At 72.0% G+C, this 23,674-nt stretch carries 20 protein-coding genes and 1 pseudogene; 11 read left to right on the top strand and 10 right to left on the bottom strand.

Going from position 1 to position 23,674, the window contains the following annotated elements:
* Window positions 1–1,412, bottom strand: a 1,412-nt coding sequence (locus GV126_RS08590) for a CoA transferase (RefSeq protein WP_159664145.1), incomplete at its 3' end; no start/stop codon positions are given.
* Between the two features lie 48 nt (window positions 1,413–1,460).
* The gene (locus GV126_RS08585) at window positions 1,461–2,990 is read right to left on the bottom strand and encodes a S8 family peptidase (RefSeq protein ID WP_159664143.1); all 1,530 of its coding nucleotides are present in this window, start codon (window positions 2,988–2,990) and stop codon (window positions 1,461–1,463) included.
* A gap of 354 nt (window positions 2,991–3,344) precedes the next feature.
* Between GV126_RS08585 and GV126_RS08580 the strand changes: the two genes are divergently transcribed.
* The 3 genes from GV126_RS08580 (at window position 3,345) to moaA (ending at window position 6,547) form a co-directional block, all read left to right on the top strand.
* A complete protein-coding gene (locus tag GV126_RS08580; RefSeq protein ID WP_159664141.1) occupies window positions 3,345–3,701 on the top strand; it encodes a DUF485 domain-containing protein in 357 nt (118 codons plus the stop codon).
* Window positions 3,698–5,317, top strand: coding sequence for a monocarboxylic acid transporter (locus GV126_RS08575; RefSeq protein ID WP_159664139.1), 1,620 nt, complete (start codon window positions 3,698–3,700; stop codon window positions 5,315–5,317). Before GV126_RS08580 ends, GV126_RS08575 begins: the two co-directional genes overlap by 4 nt.
* Window positions 5,318–5,557: 240 nt before the next feature.
* The gene (gene moaA, locus GV126_RS08570; RefSeq protein WP_236570241.1) at window positions 5,558–6,547 is read left to right on the top strand and encodes a GTP 3',8-cyclase MoaA; all 990 of its coding nucleotides are present in this window, start codon (window positions 5,558–5,560) and stop codon (window positions 6,545–6,547) included.
* Window positions 6,548–6,593: 46 nt separating this feature from the next.
* On the opposite strand, the gene GV126_RS08565 is transcribed toward moaA, so the two are convergent.
* Together GV126_RS08565 and GV126_RS08560 are read right to left on the bottom strand one after the other, a co-directional pair.
* On the bottom strand, window positions 6,594–6,812 hold the full coding sequence (locus GV126_RS08565; RefSeq protein WP_159664135.1) for a hypothetical protein: 219 nt from the start codon (window positions 6,810–6,812) through the stop codon (window positions 6,594–6,596).
* A 212-nt stretch (window positions 6,813–7,024) separates the two neighbouring features.
* Window positions 7,025–7,450 carry a DUF3099 domain-containing protein gene (locus GV126_RS08560; protein ID WP_185947531.1) on the bottom strand — a complete coding sequence of 142 codons (426 nt, stop codon included), beginning with the start codon at window positions 7,448–7,450 and terminating at the stop codon, window positions 7,025–7,027.
* Window positions 7,451–7,741: 291 nt separating this feature from the next.
* Here GV126_RS08560 and GV126_RS08555 point away from each other — a divergent pair, with 291 nt between their 5' ends.
* Entirely contained in the window at window positions 7,742–8,029 is a 288-nt protein-coding gene (locus GV126_RS08555) for a GlsB/YeaQ/YmgE family stress response membrane protein (RefSeq protein ID WP_159664131.1), read from the top strand.
* A 147-nt stretch (window positions 8,030–8,176) separates the two neighbouring features.
* Here the strand turns inward: GV126_RS08555 and tyrS are convergent, their stop codons facing one another.
* The 3 genes from tyrS to GV126_RS08540 all read right to left on the bottom strand — a co-directional run bounded on the left by tyrS (window position 8,177) and on the right by GV126_RS08540 (window position 12,464).
* On the bottom strand, window positions 8,177–9,445 hold the full coding sequence (gene tyrS / locus GV126_RS08550; protein ID WP_028422750.1) for a tyrosine--tRNA ligase: 1,269 nt from the start codon (window positions 9,443–9,445) through the stop codon (window positions 8,177–8,179).
* A 65-nt stretch (window positions 9,446–9,510) separates the two neighbouring features.
* Complete coding sequence (locus GV126_RS08545; protein WP_159664129.1) at window positions 9,511–10,905, bottom strand: metallopeptidase TldD-related protein; 1,395 nt, start codon at window positions 10,903–10,905, stop codon at window positions 9,511–9,513.
* Entirely contained in the window at window positions 10,902–12,464 is a 1,563-nt protein-coding gene (locus GV126_RS08540; protein ID WP_202035737.1) for a TldD/PmbA family protein, read from the bottom strand. The genes GV126_RS08545 and GV126_RS08540 overlap by 4 nt, the downstream gene beginning before the upstream one ends.
* A gap of 208 nt (window positions 12,465–12,672) precedes the next feature.
* Here GV126_RS08540 and fabG point away from each other — a divergent pair, with 208 nt between their 5' ends.
* Window positions 12,673–13,377, top strand: a complete 705-nt coding sequence (fabG, locus tag GV126_RS08535) for a 3-oxoacyl-[acyl-carrier-protein] reductase (protein WP_159664125.1) — start codon at window positions 12,673–12,675, stop codon at window positions 13,375–13,377.
* 5 nt (window positions 13,378–13,382) lie between these two features.
* Window positions 13,383–14,150 carry an enoyl-ACP reductase FabI gene (fabI, locus tag GV126_RS08530; protein ID WP_159664123.1) on the top strand — a complete coding sequence of 256 codons (768 nt, stop codon included), beginning with the start codon at window positions 13,383–13,385 and terminating at the stop codon, window positions 14,148–14,150.
* 131 nt (window positions 14,151–14,281) lie between these two features.
* On the opposite strand, the gene GV126_RS08525 is transcribed toward fabI, so the two are convergent.
* Entirely contained in the window at window positions 14,282–14,980 is a 699-nt protein-coding gene (locus GV126_RS08525) for a FadR/GntR family transcriptional regulator (RefSeq protein WP_159664121.1), read from the bottom strand.
* Window positions 14,981–15,071: 91 nt separating this feature from the next.
* On the opposite strand from GV126_RS08525, the gene GV126_RS08520 reads away from it, so the two are divergent.
* The 4 genes from GV126_RS08520 (at window position 15,072) to GV126_RS08510 (ending at window position 17,699) form a co-directional block, all read left to right on the top strand.
* A complete protein-coding gene (locus GV126_RS08520; RefSeq protein WP_159664119.1) occupies window positions 15,072–16,454 on the top strand; it encodes a CynX/NimT family MFS transporter in 1,383 nt (460 codons plus the stop codon).
* Window positions 16,455–16,556: 102 nt separating this feature from the next.
* A complete protein-coding gene (locus GV126_RS37150) occupies window positions 16,557–16,676 on the top strand; it encodes an SGM_5486 family transporter-associated protein (RefSeq protein ID WP_268977402.1) in 120 nt (39 codons plus the stop codon).
* A 215-nt stretch (window positions 16,677–16,891) separates the two neighbouring features.
* On the top strand, window positions 16,892–17,098 hold the full coding sequence (locus tag GV126_RS08515; protein WP_159664117.1) for a hypothetical protein: 207 nt from the start codon (window positions 16,892–16,894) through the stop codon (window positions 17,096–17,098).
* A gap of 82 nt (window positions 17,099–17,180) precedes the next feature.
* Window positions 17,181–17,699: a SixA phosphatase family protein gene (locus GV126_RS08510; RefSeq protein ID WP_159664115.1), complete on the top strand. Its 519-nt coding sequence runs from the start codon at window positions 17,181–17,183 to the stop codon at window positions 17,697–17,699.
* Window positions 17,700–17,938: 239 nt separating this feature from the next.
* Here the strand turns inward: GV126_RS08510 and serB are convergent.
* Window positions 17,939–19,045: pseudogene (gene serB / locus GV126_RS08505) on the bottom strand (phosphoserine phosphatase SerB); the annotation flags it as partial.
* 541 nt (window positions 19,046–19,586) lie between these two features.
* Between serB and GV126_RS08500 the strand changes: the two are divergent.
* Window positions 19,587–22,181, top strand: coding sequence for an ABC transporter ATP-binding protein/permease (locus GV126_RS08500; RefSeq protein WP_236569925.1), 2,595 nt, complete (start codon window positions 19,587–19,589; stop codon window positions 22,179–22,181).
* A gap of 100 nt (window positions 22,182–22,281) precedes the next feature.
* Here GV126_RS08500 and GV126_RS08495 read toward each other — a convergent pair whose 3' ends face one another.
* Entirely contained in the window at window positions 22,282–23,019 is a 738-nt protein-coding gene (locus GV126_RS08495) for a transglycosylase SLT domain-containing protein (protein WP_419796042.1), read from the bottom strand.
* Window positions 23,020–23,674: the final 655 nt, after the last annotated feature.

Raw genomic sequence — 23,674 nt, 5'->3', positions numbered from 1 at the left:
CCCGTGCCCTCCGCGCTGTCCGTGCCGTTCGCCCCGGCACCGCCCGCCCCCGGCCCGTCCGCGTCCGCACCCGGCGCCTTCGCCGTCAGCCACGCCGCCGTCCGGGCCAGCGACAGCCGTACCAGCCGGCTGCCGCCCTCGTACGACTGCTCGGTCAGCGCGCGCGGGACCGCCGCCGCCAGCAGGTAGCCCGTGCCGTGGTCGAGCGCCTGCGCGGGCAGGGCCCCCGGCTGCCCCGGCCGCCCCTCGACCGCGGCGATGCCGGTGGCGACCTGGACGAGGCTGTCGAAGCCGCGCCGCCCGGCCCACGGCCCGGTCCCGCCCCACGCCGACAACTGGGCCACGATCAGCCCGGGCCGCCGCGCGGCGAGGGCACGCGGGGTCAGGCCGAAGCGGTCCAGGGCGCCGGGCCGGTACCCGGTGACGACGACGTCGGCCTCGGCCAGCAGGTCCTCGAAGGCCGCCCGGTCGGCCGCCAGGTCGAGCACGGCCGACCGCTTGCCGAAGCCGGTGTCCGCGTGCTGGTCGGGCAGCTCGGGCAGCCGGGGCGTATCGACACGCAGGACGTCCGCGCCCAGCAGGGCGAGCGTGCGGGTGGCGACGGGGCCCGCGATGACCCGGGTCAGATCCAGCACCCGCAGCCCCGCGGCGGGCAGCAGCGGGGTGCCGGTGACGGGCGGGAGCGGGAGCACGCGCGCGCGTGCGTCGTCCAGCCGGGCGCGTTCCACCAGCGGCAGGGCGGCCACCGCGGCACCCTGCGGGTGCGCGGCCCACTCCTGGGGCGTGCGCAGTGCGACGGCGAGCCCGCCGGCGGCGTACACGGCTTGCTCGACGTCGAACGCGGAGCGTTCGGCCAGCGCGGCCGCGACGGCCTCCACCTCGACGGGATTCCATTCGGCGGCCTGCGCCCCCACGGCCTGCGCCCCGGCGGCCTCGGACGCGCCGGCCCCCAGGGACACCCGACCCGGCGACACCGGATCCTGCGACCCCCGACCCTGCGGCATCCGCCCCGCGGACAGCCCCGACGCGGACAGCCCCAGCGCGGACAGCAGCCGCTCGCGGTGGTGGGGGTAGTTGGCGTGCGTGCGCACCCAGCCGTCGCCCGTGCGCCAGAACCGGGACAGGGGCGCGAAGGAGACCGGCGCCCGCCCGTCGACCAGCAGATGCCGTTCGCTGGTGAACGCGGTCGCCACGGCCCCGTCGTCCACCCGCACCGCCGGCACCTCGGCCAGGCCGTGGCGCCGTGCCGCCAGTTCGGCGGCGGCCAGCGCGCAGGCGCTCACGCACGCGCGGGCCGACTCCCGTACGGGAAGGCGCGCACCGAGCGCGCCTTCCCGCTCCACCACGGTGATCCGCCGGAGCAGGGCGGGATCACCGCCCAGCGCGGACCATGCGAACGCCGTCTCAGTCATGACTGCATGATGCAGTATTGACTGAATCAACCTTCAGGTCGGACGGCCCTACTTCGTCACTGCGGCCAGCGCGTCCGCCGTGCCCCAGCCGTAGAAGCCGTTGCGGTTCTTCGTGCCCTGGCACACCGCGTCCACCTTGCCGTCCCCGTCGATGTCGTACGGGTCCGTGCACGGCGTGGGGCTCGCCTCGGCGTACAGCAGCGCCTTGACCAGGGCGGCCGGCGCGTGCGGGTGGGTTGACTTGATCAATGCGGCGACACCGGCGACGTGCGGGCTCGCCATGGACGTCCCGGCCATGTAGCCCCACTTGCCGCCGGGCAGCGGGCCGAGGATCAGGCCGCTGGTCGCCGGGGGCTCCGGCTTCTGGTAGGCCGTGGAGTCGCCGCCCGGCGCAGCGATGTCGATGACGCCGAGGCCGTAGTTGGAGAAGGACGACTTGACGCCCTTGGCGCCGGTCGCCGCCACCGTGACCACGCCGGGCAGCTGGGTCGGGATGTCGTAGCACTTGTGCGGGTCCACCACCCGGTCCCCGGGGGTCGAGTCGTTCGGGGAGTCCGGGTCGGTGATCGAGCGGGAGTCCAGGTCGTAGTTCTCGTTGCCCGCCGCCGCGACGTTGACGGTGCCCTTCTTCTCCGCGTACTGCGTTGCCCGCCGGACGGCCTCCACCAGCGCCTTCTGGTCCGGGTCGGTCGCGCAGTTGAAGTACCAGGGGTCGGTGTAATAGCTGTTGTTGGTCACGTCGACGCCGTGCTCGGCCGCCCACACGAAGCCGCACACCACGGCCTCCGTGTAGAAGAAACCGTCCGGGTTGGCGACCTTGATGCCGGCCACCTTCACGCCCGGCGCCACGCCCGTGATGCCCACGCCGTTCTTCGCGCCCGCTATCTCACCGGCCACGTGCGTGCCGTGCGGGCTCTCCGCGGCGCTGGGCCGCCAGGCGCCGTCGGTGGTGTCCGGCTTGCCCGACACGCAGTTGACGGACGCCCGGCGGTCGAAGTTCGGGGCGATGTCGGGGTGCGTGTCGTCGACGCCGGTGTCGATGACGGCGACCGTGACGTCCCGGCTGCCGAGCGTCTTCTCGTGCGCCTTGTCCGCCTTGATGGCGGGCAGGTCCCACTGCAGCGGCTCCAGCGGGTCCTGCCCGCCGGCCGCCTCGGCCCCGGCTCTGGCCAGCTGCGCCGCGCTCAGCGGCTGCGGGGTGCCCACGTCGGTGGTCGACTGGGCGGGCAGCGGGGCGGTGCGGGTGGCGCCCGCCGAGTCGACCCCGGGGGCCTTGCGGACGAGCTCGGCGAAGTCGGGGTTCGCGGAGTGGACGACGATGACGCCTATCCGGTCGTACGACGTCACGACGGTGCCGCCGGCCTTGGCTATCGCCTTCTTCACCTGGGAGGAGACCCCGTGTCCGGGGGGAACGTTGACGACGTAGCTGAGCGAGGCCGCGTCCGAGGCCGAGGAGGCGGGGGTGGCCGCCGGGGCGGCCGACGCCGTGGCGCCGGGCAGGAACGCCACGGCGGTCGCCATGGCCATACCGAGCGGAAGGGCGAGCGCGCGGCGCACGCGCGGCTGAGACGCTGTCATGGGCATGTGTCTCCCGTGAGTTTCGCGGTGTCGGCGGTGTGAGTGGTGCCGGCGGTGCTCGTGGGCGCGGGGGCACAACCTGATCAGCGATGTGGCGCGATCAGGGACATGACGGCCGTGCTGGGCAGAAGCTATCCCGCGCCCTCACCGGCCAGCAATGAGTAGGCAATGACTTGTCCAGGCCGCTTGCGAAAGAACTCCCGGGAGTTGAACCCGTTCCCGTGCGGCGCCGTGGACGTTGGACAGGGAGCCCGACCTCCGTCGAGCCCCGCGCCTCATCCACCGCCGGACCGGGGCGTGGACGTGTGACCCGCGTCCCGGCCGGCACCGTTCCGCACCACGAGGAGAGAAGACGTGGCCACCGAAACACCGCCACCCTCCAAGACCCAGGTCCCGCTCCCCTCCGGCGAGGAGTTCGTCGCGGTGCAGGAGAGCGAGGAGTTCGGCCGACTGCGCCGCTCCCACCGCTCGTTCGCGTTCCCGCTGACCGTCGCCTTCATCGCCTGGTACCTGCTGTACGTCCTGCTGTCCAACTACGCGGGCGGCTTCATGGGCACCGAGCTGTTCGGCAACGTCAACGTCGCCCTCGTCCTGGGCCTCGCCCAGTTCCTCTCCACGTTCCTCATCGCCTGGTGGTACGCGCGGCACGCCGCCGCCAAGCTCGACCCCGCGGCCGAGGCCATCAAGTCCCGGATGGAGGGCGGAGCATGAGCCCGGCACTCACCCTGGCCGCCGGCGAGGCGAGCGAGCACCGCACTCTGATCATCACCCTGTTCGCGGTGTTCGTCGTCGCGACCCTCGTCATCACCGTCTGGGCGGGCCGCCAGACCCGGGACGCCGCCGACTTCTACGCCGGCGGACGGCAGTTCACCGGATTCCAGAACGGCCTCGCCGTCTCCGGCGACTACATGTCCGCCGCGTCCTTCCTCGGCATCGCCGGCGCCATCGCCCTGTTCGGCTACGACGGCTTCCTGTACTCCATCGGCTTCCTCGTCGCCTGGCTGGTCGCCCTGCTGCTGGTCGCCGAACCGCTGCGCAACTCCGGCCGCTACACCATGGGCGACGTGCTGGCGTACCGCATGCGCCAGCGCCCGGTGCGCACCGCCGCCGGGGCGTCCACCATCGTCGTGTCGATCTTCTACCTGCTGGCCCAGATGGCCGGCGCGGGCGTCCTGGTCTCGCTGCTGCTCGGCATCACCAGCGACGGCGGCAAGATCGGCATCGTCGCCCTGGTCGGCCTCCTGATGATCGTCTACGTCACCATCGGCGGCATGAAGGGCACCACCTGGGTGCAGATGGTCAAGGCGGTGCTGCTGATGGCCGGCGCCCTGCTGCTGACCTTCCTGGTGCTGCTGAAGCTCGACTTCAACGTCTCCGACCTGCTCGGCAGGGCCGCCGACAACAGCGGCAAGGGCGCGGCGTTCCTGGAGCCCGGCCTGAAGTACGGCGCCACCGGCACCACCAAGCTGGACTTCCTCTCGCTCGGCATCGCCCTGGTGCTCGGCACCGCCGGCCTGCCGCACATCCTGATCCGCTTCTACACCGTCCCGACCGCCAAGGCCGCCCGCAAATCCGTGATCTGGGCGATCGGCCTGATCGGCGTCTTCTATCTGATGACCCTCGCCCTCGGCTTCGGCGCCGCCGCGCTGATCAAGCCGGAGGAGATCACCACCTCCAACAAGGCGGGCAACACCGCGGCGCCACTGCTGGCCCTGCACCTGGGCGGCGTGGACTCCACCTGGGGCGCCGTGCTGCTGGCCACGATCTCCGCGGTCGCCTTCGCCACTATCCTCGCCGTCGTCGCCGGCCTCACCCTGGCCTCGTCGTCGTCCTTCGCCCACGACATCTACGCCAACGTCATCAAGAAGGGCACCGCCACCGAGAAGCAGGAGCTGGGCGCGGCCCGCTGGGCGACCGTGGGCATCGGCGCGGTCTCCATCGTGCTGGGCGCCCTGGCCCGCGACCTGAACGTCGCCGGGCTGGTGGCGCTCGCCTTCGCGGTCGCCGCCTCCGCCAACCTGCCGACCATCCTCTACAGCCTGTTCTGGAAGCGGTTCACCACCGCGGGCGCCCTGTGGTCGATCTACGGCGGCCTGGTCTGCGCGGTCGGCCTGGTGCTGTTCTCGCCGGTGGTCTCCGGCAAGCCCACGTCGATGTTCCCCGACGCCGACTTCGCCTGGTTCCCGCTGGAGAACCCCGGGCTGATCTCCATCCCGGTCGGCTTCCTGCTGGGCGTCGTCGGCACGCTGCTGTCCAAGGAGACCCCGGACACCGCCAAGTACGCGGAACTGGAGGTGCGCTCCCTGACCGGCACCGGCGCCCACTGAGGCCAGGCCCTTGACCGGCACCGGCACCGGCCCTCACCGAGGCATGGCCCTGACCGGCAGCCGCGCCCACTGAACACCCCCGGCGCAGGGCGCCGGGGCACGGCCGCGTCGTGGAGATAGTAGGGAGCTACGACGCGGTCGTGCCCACGTCGTGGGATCGGGCCGGTGTCGCTGTCGGTGCCGTCGCGTAGGCTCACAAGTGACGGAACACGAGTGACCGTGACGAGGGAGGGGGCCCACGTGCTCATCGACACCTACGGCCGAGTGGCCACCGACCTGCGGGTCTCGCTGACCGACCGGTGCAATCTGCGCTGTACGTACTGCATGCCCGAGGAGGGCCTGCAGTGGCTGGCCAAGCCCGACCTGCTCACGGACGACGAGATCGTCCGCCTCATCGACATCGCGGTCACCTCCCTGGGCATCAAGGAGGTCCGCTTCACCGGCGGCGAGCCGCTGCTGCGCCCCGGACTCGTCGGCATCGTGGAGCGCGCGGCGGCCCTGACCCCGCGCCCCCAGATGTCCCTGACCACCAACGGCATCGGCCTCAAGCGCACCGCGCAGGCCCTGAAGGCGGCCGGCCTGGACCGGGTCAACGTCTCCCTGGACACCCTCCGACCGGAGGTGTTCAAGACCCTGACCCGCCGCGACCGCCACCGGGACGTCCTGGAGGGCCTGCGGGCCGCCCGCGAGGCCGGGCTGACCCCGGTGAAGGTCAACTCCGTCCTGATGCCGGGGCTCAACGACGACGAGGCCCCCGACCTGCTGGCCTGGGCGGTGGAGCACGACTACGAGCTGCGGTTCATCGAGCAGATGCCCCTGGACGCCCAGCACGGCTGGAAGCGCGAGGGCATGGTGACGGCGGGCGACATCCTCGCCTCGCTGCGCACCCGCTTCGAGCTGACCCCGGAGGGTGCCGAGGAGCGCGGGTCGGCCCCGGCCGAGCGCTGGATCGTGGACGGCGGTCCGCACCGCGTGGGCGTCATCGCCTCCGTCACCCGCCCGTTCTGCGCGGCCTGCGACCGCACCCGCCTGACGGCCGACGGCCAGATCCGCACCTGTCTGTTCGCCACCGAGGAGACCGACCTGCGCGCCGCACTGCGCTCCGGCGCACCGGACGAGGAGATCGCCCGCATCTGGCGGCTGGCGATGTGGGGCAAGAAGGCCGGGGCGGGCCTGGACGACCCGTCGTTCGTCCAGCCGGACCGCCCGATGTCGGCGATCGGCGGTTGAGGGCTCGGACGCGCCCCGACAGCCGGCGCTCGGCGGCCCGGACGACTCAGGCGCCCTCGGGTGCTTCCCACTCCTCGAGGAGGATCACGTCCTTCAGAAGGCCCCGCACGCCGAGGAACTGCGACAGATGCTCCCGGTGCTCCTCGCACGCCAGCCACGTCTTACGGCGCTGAGGTGTGTGGATTTTCGGATTGTTCCAGGCCAGTACCCAGACGGCGGCGGCACGGCAGCCCTTGGCGGAACAGATCGGGGTCTCGTCACTCACAGGTTCGTCTCACAGCCACGGCACACAAGGCGACGCCGAGCAGCCACGGGGGGAGCTGCCCGGCGTCGGTCTGTCGCTCCGACGGGGGATGCGGAGCGCTTACGAAGTATGTCACGGGTCACCCGCCGCCCGGCACCGGAACAGCATGATTGATCTCAGCTTTCCTGTGCTGCCGCGTCGGCCTGCCGACCGGGACGGCGCTCGCCGTCTGCTCACGCCCCCTCGCGCGGCTCGCGCGCCCCGCTCGCGGCGCCCGCGGCCGGATCGCCCACCACGTCCTCCGGAACGGATTCCGCACGGCGCTCGTCCGCCGGTGCTCCGTCCTCGGTGCGCGGCCCGGTGATCATCGGCTTGGTCGGCACCGAGACGAACGTCGACGGCAGCTTCGGCGCGTTCTCCCGTCCCGCATTGGCGATCACCACGGCGATGTACGGCAGGACCAGGCCGAGTACCAGGGCCGCGATGGCCACGTACCGTTCGACGTTCCACAGCGCCACCGCCAGGAGCACCGACACCGTACGGATCGACATCGAGATCACGTACCGGCGCTGGCGGCCGCGCACGTCCTCCTGCAGGCCCGTCCTGGCTCCCGTGATCCGGAACACCTGGACGTTGCCACCGCCATGCTGCTTCCGCATCACATTCCACCATCCGCCCGCACCGGACAACTCCCCGGGCCCGCGTCCGGCACCCATCGGTCGGGACACCGGCCCACACACCCGCACGTTACGCCGCGTACCGGGCGGCCACGAGGCCGGGGCGCCTTCGTGCCTGCGCGAACCACCCGCGTACCCCGGCGCAGACGTCCCTGCGTATCCCGGCGCACACGCACCGGCACGCCCCGCGCACGGACGTGCCCGACATGCGGCGTAGGGCCACCCGGCCGACACTGGGCCTGAGCTCGCGTCGAAAAGGACGAGGAGGCAGCCATGGGCTGGTTGTGGGCGATCATCGTAGGTTTCATCCTGGGTCTCATCGCCAAGGCCGTCATTCCCGGCAAGCAGCACAGCCCGCTCTGGCTGACCACCATCTTCGGCATGCTGGGCGCGATCGTCGGCAACGCCGTGGCCCGCGCGGCCGGCGTCGCGGAGACCTCCGGCATCGACTGGAGCCGGCACATCTTCCAGATCGTGGCCGCGATCATCATCGTCGCCATCGGCGACATGCTGTACCTCGCCCTGTGGGGCCACCGGAAACAGCAACGCGAACGGGCCTGAGCCCCGGCGCGGCGGGCTCGTACGGCCTCGGGCACGCGAGTCGCGCCCACCCGCTCCCAGTCCCCGTGCCCGGCGCGGGGACACGGCAGGGGCGGCTCCTCCCGGACGCCGGGAAGAGCCGCCCCTGCCACACCTGTCGCGCCCGGCTCAGGCGCCCGTGACCTCCACCGCGGCCAGGTTCTTCTTGCCCCGGCGCAGCACCAGCCAGCGGCCGTGCAGCAGGTCCTCGCGGGCGGGGACCGCGTCCTCGGCGGTGACCTTGACGTTGTTCACGTAGGCGCCGCCCTCCTTGACCGTGCGGCGGGCGGCCGACTTGCTGGGCACCAGGCCCACCTCGGCGAACAGGTCCACCACCGGCGCCGGCTCGGCGACCTTCACGTGCGGCACCTCGGACAGGGCCGCGGCCAGCGTGCGCTCGTCCAGCCCGGCCAGCTCGCCCTGACCGAACAGCGCCTTGGACGCGGCGATCACCGCGGCGGTCTGCTCGGCGCCGTGCACCAGCGTCGTCAGCTCCTCCGCCAGCGCCCGCTGCGCGGCCCGGGCCTGCGGCCGCTCCTCGGTCTGCCGCTCCAGCTCCTCCAGCTCCTCACGGGAACGGAAGGACAGGATGCGCATGTAGCGCGAGATGTCCCGGTCGTCCACGTTCAGCCAGAACTGGTAGAACGCGTACGGCGTCGTCATCTCCGCGTCCAGCCAGACGGCGCCGCCCTCGGTCTTGCCGAACTTGGTGCCGTCCGCCTTGGTCATCAGCGGCGTCGCCAGCGCGTGCACGTTCGCGTCCGGCTCCAGCCGGTGGATCAGGTCCAGGCCGGCCGTCAGGTTGCCCCACTGGTCGCTGCCGCCCTGCTGGAGCGTGCAGCCGTAGCGCCGGTAGAGCTGCAGGAAGTCCATGCCCTGCAGGATCTGGTAGCTGAACTCGGTGTAGCTGATGCCCTGGTCGGACTCCAGGCGGCGGGCCACCGAGTCCTTCGTCAGCATCTTGTTGACGCGGAAGTGCTTGCCGATGTCCCGCAGGAACTCGATCGCGGACAGGTTCGCGGTCCAGTCGAGGTTGTTGACCATCACGGCCGCGTTCTCGCCCTCGAAGGACAGGAACGGCTCGATCTGGCGGCGCAGCTTCTCCACCCAGCCGGCCACCGTCTCCGGGTCGTTCAGCGTGCGCTCCGCGGTCGGACGCGGGTCGCCGATCAGCCCGGTGGCGCCGCCGACCAGCGCCAGCGGCCGGTGCCCGGCCTGCTGGAGCCGGCGCACGGTGAGCACCTGCACCAGGTGCCCCACGTGCAGCGAGGGCGCCGTCGGGTCGAAGCCGCAATAGAACGTGACGGGACCGTCCGCGAGCGCCTTGCGCAAAGCGTCCTCGTCAGTGGACAGGGCGAACAGCCCCCGCCACTTCAGCTCGTCGACGATGTCCGTCACGGTTCTCGTGTCTCCTAGATGCGGCACATGATCTTCGGGCAGTCGGGTGACAGCCGACTACGAGGTTATACGCCCTGACTGACAGAGCTCATATTGAAATCCGGGACGCGCAGCGCGGGCATCGCGGCCCGGGTGAACCAGTCGCTCCACTCCCTCGGCAGGGTCTTCTCGGTGCGCCCCGCCTCCGTCGCCCGGCCCAGCAGGTCCACCGGCGATTCGTTGAACCGGAAGTTGTTGACCTCCCCGGTCACCTCGCCGTTCTCCACCAGGTACACCCCGTCCCGGGTCAGACCCGTCAGCAGCAGCGTCGCCGGGTCCACCTCGCGGATGTACCACAGGGAGGTCAGCAGCAGGCCGCGCTCGGTCCGGGAGACCATGTCCTCGATCGAGCCGCCGCCGCCCCCGTCCAGGATCAGGTTCCCCGCCGACGGGGCGAGGGGCAGCCCGGTCAGGCCCGCGCTGTGCCGGGTGGTCAGCAGGTGCCGCAGCTCCCCGCCGCCGATCCACTCGACGGCGGGCACGGGCAGCCCGTTGTCGAACACCGACCGGTCGTCGCCGGAGGCGTGCGCCACCACGAAGGGCGCGCTCTGCAGGCCGGGCTCGTGCGGGTCACTGCGCAGGGTCAGCGGCAGCTCGCTCAGCTTGTCACCGATCCGCGTGCCACCGCCGGGCCGGGAGAACACCGTCCGCCCCTCGGCCGCGTCCCGGCCCGAGGAGGACCACATCTGGTAGATGAGCAGGTCCGCGACGGCCGTCGGCGGCAGCAGCGTCTCGTACCGGCCCGCGGGCAGCTCCACCCGCCGCTTCGCCCAGCCCAGCCGCACCGCCAGCTCGGCGTCCAGCGCCGCCGGGTCGACGTCCTTGAAGTCCCGCGTGGAGCGCCCCGCCCACGCCGAGCGCGTACGGTCCGGCGACTTGGCGTTCAGCTCCAGCGTGCCCGTGGGCTGGTCGTGCCGCAGCCGCAGCCCCGAGGAGGTGCCGAGGTAGGTCGACACCAGCTCGTGCCGGGCGAAGCCGTACAGCTCACGGCCGCCGGACCGGGCCCGCGCGAACGACTCGCCGAGGGCCGGCGCGAAGTCCGCGAACACGGCGGAGGAGGTCTCGGCGGGCGGCTCGGTGAAGTCGGCGGCCTCCGGCACCCCGGTGACCAGCGGCTGCGCGTCCTCGGCGGGCCCGGCCCCGCGCGCGGCGGCCTCGGCGGCCCGCACCAGCGGCTCCAGGTCGTCCTCGGTCACCGCCGACCGGGACACGACACCCGCGGCGGTGCCCTCCTTGCCGTCGACGGTCGCGATCACGGTGAGCGTGCGCCCGCGCGTGACGCCGTTGGTGGTGAGCGCGTTGCCCGCCCAGCGCAGGTTGGCGGTGGAGTGCTCGTCCGCGATCACGACGCACCCGTCGGCCCGGGACAGCGCCAGGGCGCGCTCGACGACCTCGTGCGGCTTGCTGGTACGCGGGCTCATCGACCGGCCTCCTGGGTGGTGTTCAAGATGGTGACGCCCTTGAAGAGGGCCGAGGGGCAGCCGTGGGAAACGGCTGCGATCTGGCCCGGCTGGGCCTTGCCGCAGTTGAAGGCGCCGCCGAGGACGTACGTCTGCGGGCCGCCGACCGCCGCCATGGAGCCCCAGAAGTCGGTCGTGGTCGCCTGGTAGGCGACGTCCCGCAGCTGCCCGGCCAGCCGCCCGTTGACGATCCGGTAGAAGCGCTGCCCGGTGAACTGGAAGTTGTACCGCTGCATGTCGATGGACCACGACCGGTCCCCGACGACGTAGATGCCCCGGTCCACGCTCCCGATCAGGTCCTCGGTGGACAGCCCGGCCGGATCCGGCTGGAGGGAGACGTTCGCCATGCGCTGCACCGGCACGTGCGCGGGGGAGTCGGCGTAGGCGCAGCCGTTGGACCGCTCGAACCCGGTGAGCCTCGCGATCCGGCGGTCCAGCTGGTAGCCGACGAGAACGCCGTCCTTGACCAGGTCCCAGGACTGCGCCTCGACGCCCTCGTCGTCGTAGCCGACGGTGGCCAGGCCGTGCTCGGCGGTGCGGTCCCCGGTGACGTTCATCGGCTCCGAGCCGTACCTGAGCTTGCCCAGCTGGTCGAAGGTGGCGAAGGAGGTGCCGGCGTAGGCGGCCTCGTAGCCGAGCGCCCGGTCCAGCTCGGTGGCGTGACCGATGGACTCGTGGATGGTCAGCCACAGGTTGGAGGGATCCACCACCAGGTCGTACACGCCCGCCTCGACGCTCGGCGCGCGCATCTTCTCGGCGAGCAGTTCGGGCAGCTGCTCCAGCTCGCCCTCCCAGTCCCAGCCGGTTCCGGTCAGGTACTCCCAGCCGCGCCCCACGGGCGGGGCCAGGGTGCGCATGGAGTCGAACTCGCCGGTGGAGTCGTCCACCGACACCGCCGTCAGCTGCGGATGCAGCCGCACCCGCTGCTGCGTGGTCACGGTGCCCGCGGTGTCCGCGTAGAACTTGTTCTCGTGCACGGTGACCAGCGAGGCGTCCACATGGTCGACGCCGTCGGCACCCAGCAGCCGCCTGCTGAAGTCGGCCAGCAGCGCCGTCTTCTCCGCGTCGGGCACCGTGAAGGGGTCGATCTCGTACGCCGAGATCCACGTCTTCTCGGCGTGCACCGGTTCGCCGGCCAGCTCCACCCTCTCGTCCGACCCGGCCGCCCTGATCACCTGCGCGGACAGCTTCGCCATCGCCACCGCCTGCGAGGCCACCTTCGCGGCGGCGTCCAGGGTCAGGTCCACACCGGAGGCGAACCCCCACGCGCCGCCGTGCACGACCCGCACCGCGTAGCCCAGGTCGGTGGTGTCCGACGACCCGGCCGGCCGGGCGTCCCGCAGCCGCCAGGAGGCACTGCGCACCCGCTCCAGACGGAAGTCCGCGTGCTCGGCCCCCAGCGCCCGCGCGCGTGCCAGCGCGGCGTCGGCGAGGGGGCGTAGGGGAAGGGCCGTGAAGGCCTCGTCGATCGTATGGGGCACGGGGCTCTCCCTGCTCTCGTCGCCAGTCCGACCGATCATGTCGCGCGGGCGGCGGCGAGGACCACACCTTTGCGCGCCGAGTCCGCTGTTTTCTGTAGGGACTCGACAGCCCGGCCCGTACGTCACTGTGGGTGCCCGCTTCCCCGCCGACCTGCGCGGACCGATAGGTTTTCGGTGACGCCGCCTGTCATCGAGGTGTTCGGGTGCGCTGTCGGGACACTAGAGACCGCTACGAAGGGGTGATCCGTTGAGCCGCTCGGTTCTCGTCACCGGAGGCAACCGGGGCATCGGCCTCGCCATCGCCCGCGCGTTCGCCGACGCCGGCGACAAGGTCGCGATCACGTACCGGTCGGGGGAGCCGCCGGAGGGCTTTCTCGCCGTCCGGTGCGACATCACCGACCCCGAGCAGGTGGAGCAGGCCTACAAGGAGATCGAGGCCGAGCACGGCCCCGTGGAGGTCCTCGTCGCGAACGCGGGCGTCACCAAGGACCAGCTGCTGATGCGCATGTCCGAGGAGGACTTCGTCTCGGTCCTGGAGACCAACCTCGTCGGCACCTTCCGCGTGGTCAAGCGCGCCAACCGCGGCATGCTGCGCGCCAAGAAAGGCCGCGTCGTCCTGATCTCCTCCGTCGTCGGGCTGCTCGGCTCGGCGGGGCAGGCCAACTACGCCGCCTCCAAGGCCGGCCTCGTCGGCTTCGCGCGCTCCCTCGCCCGTGAGCTGGGCTCGCGCAACATCACCTTCAACGTCGTCGCACCCGGTTTCGTCGACACGGACATGACGCGGGCGCTCAGCGACGAGCAGCGCGAGAACATCGTGTCGCAGGTGCCGCTCGGCCGGTACGCCAAGCCGGAGGAGATCGCCGCCGCGGTGCGGTGGCTCGCCTCGGACGACGCCTCGTACATCACTGGAGCCGTCATTCCCGTTGACGGCGGACTGGGAATGGGTCACTGATCACCATGAGCGGAATCCTCGAGGGCAAGCGCGTCCTGATCACAGGTGTGCTGACGGAGTCCTCCATCGCCTTCCACGCCGCGAAGCTCGCCCAGGAGCAGGGAGCCGAGGTCATCCTGACCGCCTTCCCGCGGCCCACGCTGACCGAGCGCATCGCCAAGAAGCTGCCGAGGCCCACCAAGGTCATCGAGCTGGACGTCACCAACGACGAGCACCTGGGCCGGCTGGCCGACGTCGTCGGCGAGGAGCTGGGCGGCCTCGACGGCGTCGTGCACTCCATCGGCTTCGCCCCGCAGGACGCGCTCGGCGGCAACTTCCTGAACACGCCGTTCGAGTCGGTCGCCACGGCCATGCACGTCTCGGCGTACTCCCTGAAGTCGCTGACCATGGCCTGCCTGCCGCTGATGCAGAACGGCGGCTCGGTCGTCGGCCTCACCTTCGACGCGCAGTTCGCCTGGCCGCAGTACGACTGGATGGGCCCGGCCAAGGCCGCGCTGGAGGCCACCAGCCGCTACATCGCCCGCGACCTGGGCAAGCAGAACATCCGCTGCAACCTGATCTCCGCGGGCCCGCTCGGCTCCATGGCCGCCAAGTCCATCCCGGGCTTCAGCGAGCTGGCCTCCGTGTGGGACACCCGCGCCCCGCTGGAGTGGGACCTGAAGGACCCCGAGCCGGCCGGCCGCGGCATCGTCGCGCTGCTGAGCGACTGGTTCCCGAAGACCACCGGCGAGATCATCCACGTGGACGGCGGTCTGCACGCCATCGGCGCGTGAGCGCCGCCGCCGGACGCGGCTGACGTTCCAGGGCCCGCATCCTCCGGGGTGCGGGCCTCGCGCTTGCCCGGACGCCGCTCGGGTTTCCCTCAGGCCGCTCGGGGCGGACAGGTGCCGCGCGGAGGCCGGCCTCAGTCCTGCGCGGGCGGCGCGAACGCCGGCCGGCCGGGACGGCACAGGAACGGGTAGCTCGCGGCCTCCGAGGCGGCCGCCTCCGCGTCGCCCGTGCGGATCGCGTCGACCAGGCGGGCGTGGTCCATGTGCGTGTCCGGGCTGAGTTCCGCGCCGACGTCCGCGCGCAGCCACTCCCGCATCACCTCGCCCAGGTCCGCGTACATGGCGGTCATCACGTCGTTGTGCGAGGCGGCCACGACCGCCAGGTGGAAGGTGGCGTCCACGGCCACGAACGACTCCGCGTCACCGCTCTGCCACGCCTCCTCCCGCCGCACCAGCAGCGCGTCGAGCTGCTTGAGGTCCTTCTCGGTGCGCCGCTCGGCGGCCAGCTTCGCCGCGGCCGACTCCAGCGTGGAGCGCAGCTCGGCGATGTGCCGCGGGTCCGCGTCGGCGAACCGCCGGTGCATCACGCCGGCCAGCTCGCTGGTGGCCACCACATAGGTGCCGGAGCCCTGGCGGATGTCCAGCAGACCGTTGTGGGCCAGCGCGCGCACCGCCTCCCGGACGGTGTTGCGGGCGACGCCGAGCTGCTCCACCAGTTCCGGCTCCGTCGGGATGCGGGAGCCCACCGGCCACTCGCCCGAGGCGATCTGGTTCCGCAGCGCCGCGATGACCTGCTCGGACAGCGCCGATCGGCGCGGATGGCTCAGGGGCATGGCACACCTTCGCACGCGGGAGCCGGGAGCCGCCTCCCGGACCATGGACACTCTGGACAGTCAATCATCCTATGATTCTATGATGGACCCCATGGTGAGTGAGGAAACAACCCGGACGACGAGGCCCACGACCGAGCATCAGACCCCGGCCGCGACCGCCGCCCCGGGGAACGCCGGGGCGGTCGGCGAGCCCCGGACGGCCGCCCCGCGCGCGTGGACGCTACGGCTGGTCACGATCGGCATCGTGCTGGCCGCCCTGAACCTGCGGCCCGCCATCACCAGCCTCGGCGCGCTCCTGGAGGAGGTCCGCGACGGCCTCGGGATGAGCGGCAGCGTGGCCGGCCTGCTCACCTCCGTGCCGCCGCTGTGCTTCGCCGTCTTCGGCGTCATGGCACCCCGGCTGGCCCGCCGCTTCGGCCCCTCCGCGGTGGTGTGCGCGGGCATGGCCGCCATCGCCGCCGGACTGCTGATACGCCCCTACGCCGGGCACACGGCCGGCTTCCTCGTGGCCAGCGCGCTCGCCCTCGCGGGCATCGCCGTCAGCAACGTCCTGATGCCGGTCATCGTCAAGCGCTGGTTCCCCGACCGGGTCGGGTCCATGACCGGCCTGTACTCGATGGCCCTCGCCCTCGGCACCTCGATCGCCGCCGCGATCACCGTGCCGCTGACCGACGCGCTCGGCGGCAGCTGGCAGTCCGGCCTGGCCGTCTGGGCGGTGCTCGCCGTGGCGGCCGTACTGCCCTGGCTGCCGCTGGTCCGGGAACGGGGCACCGCGCCGAGCGTCCAGGAGTCCGCGCAGGGGGCGGCAGGCGGGGCGTCCGCGGGCGAGCCGGCCGCACGGCCCGCGCCCGCGCGCAAGGGCGCCGTACGCGGCGAACAGGCCCCCGTCCTCAAGATCACGCGCAGCCGCACCGCCTGGGCGCTGGCCGTCTTCTTCGGCCTCCAGGCCACCGCCGCCTACATCACCATGGGCTGGATGGCGCAGATCTACCGGGACGCGGGCGTCTCCGCCGGCACCGCCGGACTGCTGCTCGCCGTCACCATGGTGATGGGCGTGCCGCTGGCCTTCGTCATCCCCCGCGTGGCCACCCGGCTGCCCCACCAGGGCCCCATCGTGCTGGTGCTCGGCGTCTGCGGCCTCGCCGGATACGCCGGACTGTACTTCGCACCGGCCGGCGGCGCCTGGGCCTGGGCGCTGCTCCTCGGCGTCTCCAACTGCGCCTTCCCGCTGGCGCTCACCATGGTCGGCATGCGGGCGCGCACCGGCACGGGCGTGGCCCAGCTGTCGGCGTTCGCGCAGAGCACCGGCTACCTGATCTCCATCCCGGGCCCGCTGCTCGTCGGCGTGCTGTACCAGAGCAGCGGCGGCTGGGGCGTGCCGATCGCGCTGATGAGCGCGCTGATGATCCCGCAGATGGTGGTCGGCTTCCTGGCCGGGCGCGACCGCACCGTGGAGGAGGAAGCGGCCGGCTGAACCGCCACTCGGGCGCACGGGCGTGAGGCGAGGGGGAGGCCGGGGCATGCCGAACCGCGCCCCGGGCGCAGCGGCGCGGGGGCGGGGTGCGAAACTGGGGCCATGCAGCCTGTGCTCGACCCGAACCCCCCGAACGGGCAGAAGAAGATGCTCGTCGTCTTCGGAGCGTTCTTCGCCATCTTCCTGGTCATCGCCATCGTCGCGATGATCGTGTCTCCCTGACCCTGCCCGGACCCACCTCCCGGTCCGTGAGGCACGGGCCTGTGGGGCACGTGCCTTGAGGCCCGGGGGTGGGGCTGTCCCCCCTGTCCCCTAGGGGGCCAGGGTCAGGGTCAAGTAGGTGGATCACCGGATGGGCCGGTGCTCGCCGGATACGTACCTTCGAGATGGGGCCGCACTCAGCGGCCCGAGGACACTCGAGGACAACGGAGGCGAGCATGCCGGCCCGTACGCACACCCGGTCCGGCCCGGCGATCCCGGGCGGCGTCGACAGCAGGCTGCCGTGGTGGGCCCTGGCCCTGCCGGCCCTCGCCTTCGTCATCCTGCTCGCCCTGATCATGAACCCGTCGCACGCCCACGCGAGCACGGGCGGCCCCGCGCTCGCCCAGCTGCTGCAACACGCCCAGGACCTGCTCAGGCGCTAGCCGGGCGAGCCGGACGGCAAGAGGTTGATCAGCGCGCCAACTCCCTGCGCCTCGTGGCCTGTTTCATGCGAAGCTGGGAGCCATGAGCGTCGCAGAACCCCGCAGGATCGTCCTTTTCCGACACGCGAAAGCCGACTGGCCCCAAGTGGCCGACCACGAGCGACCGCTCGCCGAGCGGGGCCGCAAGGACGCCGCGGTGGCCGGCCGCAAGCTGGCCGACACCGGCATCTCCTTCGACCTCGCCCTGTGCTCGACCGCGATCCGCACCCGCGAGACCTGGAAGCTCGCCGTCCACGAACTGCCGCACCGGCCGAAGACCGTCTACGAGGAGCGGATCTACGAGGCCTCGCCCGGCGAGCTGATCACCGTGCTCAACGAAACACCGGACGACGTCCAGAACGTCGTCCTGATCGGCCACAACCCGGGCGTGCAGGGGCTGGCCGAGGTGCTCTCCGGCGCGGCCGAGGGCGACGCCCGTGAGCGGATGAGCCGCCGCGGCTTCCCGGCCGCCGCGTTCGCCGTCGTCTCCTTCGACGGCTCATGGAAGAGCCTGGAGCCGTCGGTGGGCACCCTGCTCGACTACTGGGCGCCGTCGGAGTGACCGTCGGCGCACCGACGCGACCGCGCCGCGTTGACGGGCCGGTGTGACGACGTGACCGCCGCCGTACGGTCGTGACCGGGGTGAACGCCGCCGTCGGTCGTGACCGGCGTGAAGCCGTCGTACCCTGACCGACGTGACCGCCGTCGTACGGTCGTGACCGACCTGACTGTCGGCGCACCGACGTGATCGTCGGCGCCTCGATCCGGGCGCCCGCCGTCCCGGCGGACGCCCGCGGGGCCTCAGCGCTCCTCGTGCGCGTCCGCCGCCTCGACCTCTTCGCGGGTGACCCCGAGCAGATAGAGCACGGTGTCCAGGAAGGGCACGTTCACCGCCGTGTGCGCGGCCTGGCGGACCACCGGCTTGGCGTTGAAGGCGACCCCGAGACCGGCCGCGTTCAGCATGTCCAGGTCATTGGCGCCGTCGCCGATCGCGACCGTCTGCGCCAGCGGAACGCCCGCCTCGGCGGCGAACCGGCGCAGCAGCCTCGCCTTGCCCGCCCGGTCGACGATCTCGCCGGTGACCCGGCCCGTCAGCTTCCCGTCGACTATCTCCAGCGTGTTCGCCTGGGCGAAGTCCAGGCCGAGCCGTTCCTTCAGATCGTCCGTGACCTGCGTGAAACCGCCGGAGACCACACCTACCTGGTAGCCGAGCCGCTTGAGCGTACGGATCAGGGTGCGCGCGCCCGGCGTCAGCCGCACCTCGCTGCGCACCTTGTCCACCACCGACGCGTCCAGCCCCGCCAGCAGGGCCACGCGCGCGTGCAGCGACTGCTCGAAGTCCAGCTCCCCGCGCATGGCGGCCGCCGTCACCTCGGCGACCTTGTCCTCGCAGCCGGCGTGCGCGGCGAAGAGTTCGATCACCTCGTCCTGGATCAGTGTGGAGTCCACGTCCATGACCACCAGCCGCTGCGCCCGCCGGTGCAGGCCCGCCGCGACCACCGCGACATCGACACCCAGTGCCGCCGCGTCCGTGACCAGCGCGGTCCGCAGCGGTTCCGTCGCCACTCCGGACACCGCGAACTCCACCGCCGTCACCGGATACTTCGCCAGCCGGAAGATGCGGTCGATGTTGCCGCCCGCCTTCGTGATCCGCGCGGCGATCTGCGCGGTCGCCTCCGCGGTGAGCGGGTGCCCGAGCACGGTCACCAAGGAGCGCCCCAGACCGCGCGGCCGGTTGTCGCCGTGCCCGGAGATGATCTCCGCCTGCATCTTCATCGACTCGGCCCAGCTGTGCACGGTGGCCCGCAGATCGCCCTCCAGGCCTTCGGGCGGCTGGGTGACGAGCGCGCACAGCACCATCCGGCCACGGGTGACGACCTGCTCGATGTCGACCACGTCGACGGAGTAGGGCTCGCCCCGCTGGTCCCGGGGGGCGCTCCCGGGACGGGGCGTCCGGCGCGAGCGGAGCCTCCTCGGGTGCGCGGGGGCCCGGGCAGGCGCAGGCAGGGGTTGGTCGCCGGGTCGGGCGGCCGGTACGACGGAGTGGGGGAGTACGGGCCGCGCGGCCCGGCGAAGCGCCCCGCGCGGCCACCTTCCGAGCCGCGCGGGGCCACCGAGTCGTACGGGTCGCCCCTGAGCCGTACGCGTCCCGTGTGCCTCCCGAGCCCGGTGGCCCCGCAGGCCGCGAGCCTTCCGGACCCGGTGCCTCCACCGGTGTCCGTACCGCCGTCAGCACCTCGGCCGGCAGCATCGGCAGCGCCGCCACCGTCGGCAGCCGGACCCGCCCAGGCCCTTGTCGGTGCCGAGCGCCGAAGCATGCGTTACGCACTCATGACAAGGCCCGGGTTTCGGTCAGCGGGCCGGGCCTGAAATAGTTCCACCCGATGTTCGACATCCCTAGACTCCCTGCGACGGGGGCAATTCGGGGGACAACTCAGTGGGGCATGGAGTGCCGGAACTCGTACTGGAATCAAACGGACGGACCTGGACGCTCGACCCGTCCAGGTCCTACACCCTGGGGCGCGATCCCCAGGGGGACATCGTGTTCGACGACGCCAGGGTCTCCTGGCGGCACGCCACGGTCCGCTTCAACGGCCGCGGTTGGGTCGTCGAGGACCACGGCAGCACCAACGGCACGTTCGTGCAGGGCCGGCGGGTCCCCCAGATCGAGATCGGCCCGGGCGCGGCCGCCCCCCTCGGCACCGCCACCGACGGCCCGTGCCTGACCCTCTCCGCCGCTGCCGCCGTCGGCACTCCGCAGGCACAGCCCCAGCAGCCGTACGCGGCACAGGCCGCCGAACCCGGCTGGGGCGCGCCGGCCCCGCACACGCCGGGCGCGCACCCGCAGCCCGCGCAGGCCCCGGCCGCTCAGGCACCGTCCGCCGCGGCGCACGCCGTCAACGCGCAGGCGGCCCAGCAGAGTTGGCAGCACCAGCCGCAGCAGCAGGCCCCGCAGGCGCCGTCGATCCCGGCGCAGCAGGGTCCCGCCGACGGCGCGGGCGCGCCGCCGGTCCACGGCGACCGCAGCCCGACGACGTTCCACCAGTTCTCGCTCGGCCGCGTGATGCGCATCGGCCGTGCCCTGGAGAACGATCTGGTGGTCTCCGACCTCCAGGTCTCCCGCCACCACGCGGAGTTCCACGCCGCGCCCGACGGCCGCTTGGAGATCCGCGACCTCGGCTCGCACAACGGCACGTACGTCAACGGCCAGCCGATCCCCAAGGGCGGCTCGGCGACGCTCGGTCCGACCGACATCGTCGGCGTCGGCCACTCGACGTTCCGGATCGTCGGCGACCGGCTGGAGGAGTTCGTCGACACCGGTGAGGTGTCCTTCTCCGCCCGCCACCTGACCGTGACCGTGGACGGCGGCAAGCAGATCCTCAAGGACGTCTCCTTCGGCGTGCCGGAGAAGTCGCTGATCGCGGTCATCGGCCCGTCCGGCTCGGGCAAGTCGACGCTGCTCAAGGCGCTCACCGGTTACCGCCCCGCCGACCAGGGCGAAGTCCTCTACGACAACCGGAACCTGTACAAGCAGTTCGCCGAACTGCGCCAGCGCATCGGCCTGGTGCCGCAGGACGACATCCTGCACAAGGAACTGAGCGTCAAACGCGCCCTGAAGTACGCGGCGAAGCTGCGTTTCCCGGCGGACACCACGGCCGCCGAGCGCAACGCCCGCATCGACGAGGTGCTGCGCGAGTTGAAGCTCGACATCCACAAGGACAAGAAGGTCACCTCACTCTCCGGCGGCCAGCGCAAGCGCGTCTCGGTCGCCCTGGAACTGCTCACCAAGCCCTCGCTGATCTTCCTGGACGAGCCGACGTCCGGCCTCGACCCGGGCATGGACCGCGACGTCATGCAGCTGCTGCGCGGCCTGGCCGACGACGGCCGCACCGTCCTCGTCGTCACCCACTCCGTGGCCGAGCTGGCGCTGTGCGACAAGCTGCTCGTGATGGCGCCGGGCGGCTCCGTCGCCTACTTCGGCCCGCCCGAGGAGGCGCTGAACTTCTTCGGCTACGACAGCTGGGCCGACGTCTTCTCCGCCTTCGAGAACTACCGCGACTACGACTGGGCCGGCCGCTGGAAGGGCTCGCAGCACTACCAGATGTACGCCGCGGAGATCGACGCCGTCGCCCCGCAGTCGGTGCACATGCCCCCGCCGCAGGCCATCAGGCCGCCCAAACCGCAGGGCTGGGGCTCGCAGCTGCTGACCCTGATCCGGCGGTACGTGGCGGTGATCGCCTCCGACAAGGGCTTCCTGGCGCTGACGGTGATCCTGCCGGCCGTGCTCGGCGCGGTCAGCCTGCTCATCGAGCACGACAAGGGCCTGCTGGTCAACCCGGTCAACCCGAAGACGGGTGTGCACGTGCCGAACGGCACGGCCACCACGGTGCTGCTGATCCTCGCGGTCGGCGCGTGCTTCGCGGGCGCGGCGAACTCCGTCCGCGAGCTGATCAAGGAACGGGTCATCTACGAGCGCGAGCGCGCCACCGGCCTGTCCCGCTCGGCCTACCTGATGTCCAAGGTCGTCGTCCTGGGCGCGGTCACCGTGCTGCAGGGCCTGCTGGTCGGCCTGATCGGCTTCTCCAGCCGTGAGATCCCCGAGCAGGGCCTGGTCCTCGGCAACGCCACGCTGTTCGAGCTGTGCCTGCCGATCATGGCGCTGGGCTTCACCTCGATGATGGTCGGCCTGGTCATCTCCTCGCTGGTGAAGACCGCCGAGAAGACCATGCCGCTGCTGGTGATGTTCGCGATCATCCAGGTGGTGTTCACCGGCTGCCTGTTCACGCTGCACGGCACGGTCGGCGTCGACGAGTTCTCCTACCTGATGCCCTCGCGCTGGGCGGTGGCCGCCGCCGGCACCACGCTCGACTTCAACGACATCGCCCCGAACACCGACGACCCGACCAGCACCGACCCGCTGTGGAACCACGAGGCATCGGCCTGGGGCATCGACATGGCCGCGCTGATCGCCCTCGGCGTCGTCTGCGGCTTCCTCGTGGCGCGGTTTTTGCGCCGCCACGAGCCGGAGGTCATGCGCAAGTGACGCGGACCTGACGCGCGCGGACAGCGAAGGGCGGCACCCCCACACCCGGGGTGCCGCCCTTTCGCGTCACGTCGTCAGAGGCCCGCGCCGACCTCCGAGGTCAGTACGCGCTGTTGACGTTGTCCATGGAGCCGTAGCGGTGCGCCGCGTAGTTGCAGGCGGCCGTGATGTTGGCGACCGGGTCGTAGATGTTCCACGACGTGCCGGGCACGTGGTAGGCGTTGAAGGTCGGCTGGATGACCTGCAGCAGCCCCTTCGACGGGACACCGTTGATGGCGTTGATGTCCCAGTTGTTGATCGCGTAGGGGTTGCCGGAGGACTCCCGCATCACGTTGCGGTGGATGCCGCTGTAGGAGCCGGGGATGTTGTGCTGCCGCATGATGTCCAGCGACTGGCGGATCCAGCCGTCCAGGTTGTTCGGGTAGCTCTTGGTCGCGGCGACCGTCTGCATCTGGGGGCGGTGCGCGGACCGGCTCGCGGCGGCCTGCCGGGCCTGGCGCGCGGCGGCCTTCTGGTGGGCGGCCTTCGCCTTCTGCTGCGCGGCGGCGGCCTTCTGCTTCGCGGCGGCCTGCTGCCGGGCCTCGATGTCCTGCACCTTGACGCTGCTGCCCGCGAGCTGGTCGGTGATGTCGCCGTGGACGTCCTTGACCGGCTGGGAGCTGATCCGCACCGGAGCCGAGGAGGCGGCGTCGGCGGAGACCGTCGTCTGGCCGCCACCGGCGACGGCGGCGGGGACGGCGATGGCGGCGGCGCTGAGGGTGGCGGCACCGGCGACGGCGATCTTCTGGGCCTTGGGCAGCGCACGGCCGATGCGGACGGCCTCGTTGGCCTTCGGCAGCGCACGGTCGCGCAGCACCTCGTTGGCCTTGGTCAGCGCACGACTATGGAAAGAGCGGAAGTTTGCGGGCATGGCGAAATGGACCTCTTCGAGTAGCGCGGAGGTCGCTCTCCGGACTGCGGGAGGGGGTCCTTCCCACGAGCGCCGGGCGGAAGAGCCGGCGGCGCCGAGCGACGGGAGCCATTCTTAGCGGCCGCAAAATGCCGGGGCAAAGGTGTGACGTACGAATCCGGGTAGTGGATCAGGAACTGACAAAACGGGACAGACGGGGCCGTCTGTCCCGTTCACCCGGGGATGCCTTGTCTCCTATGTCCGGTCGTACGTGATGTGCGCCCTATGCGCGTCCTCACATTGGAGCACGATCGTTCTCACCCGTGGTTGCCGTCGCAACGCTCTACGTGAGCGGCCTTCCGGGGCCTTGCGCGGCCTCCCGCAGCCGTCCGCGGGGCATCTGCCCTCTTCCGTCCCCTCCCTTGGGCTTCCCGCGCGCCCGGCGGCGACACCTCAGCACCCACGGGCGCGTCGCGCGCGCGTGCGGTCCCTTGTCCTCCGGCAGCCCCGCGCGGCCGCCTCCCCCCCCTCGCCCCGCCCTCCGGCCCCGCCCCGCCGCGCCGCGAGACCGCCCCCGCCGCGCGCCGGCCCGCCGGCGCCCCCC

Source organism: Streptomyces mexicanus (assembly GCF_902506575.1).
Classification (GTDB): domain Bacteria; phylum Actinomycetota; class Actinomycetes; order Streptomycetales; family Streptomycetaceae; genus Streptomyces; species Streptomyces mexicanus.
Note: the sequence above shows the minus strand (reverse complement) of the source record. Positions and strands in the feature narration are given on the sequence as shown.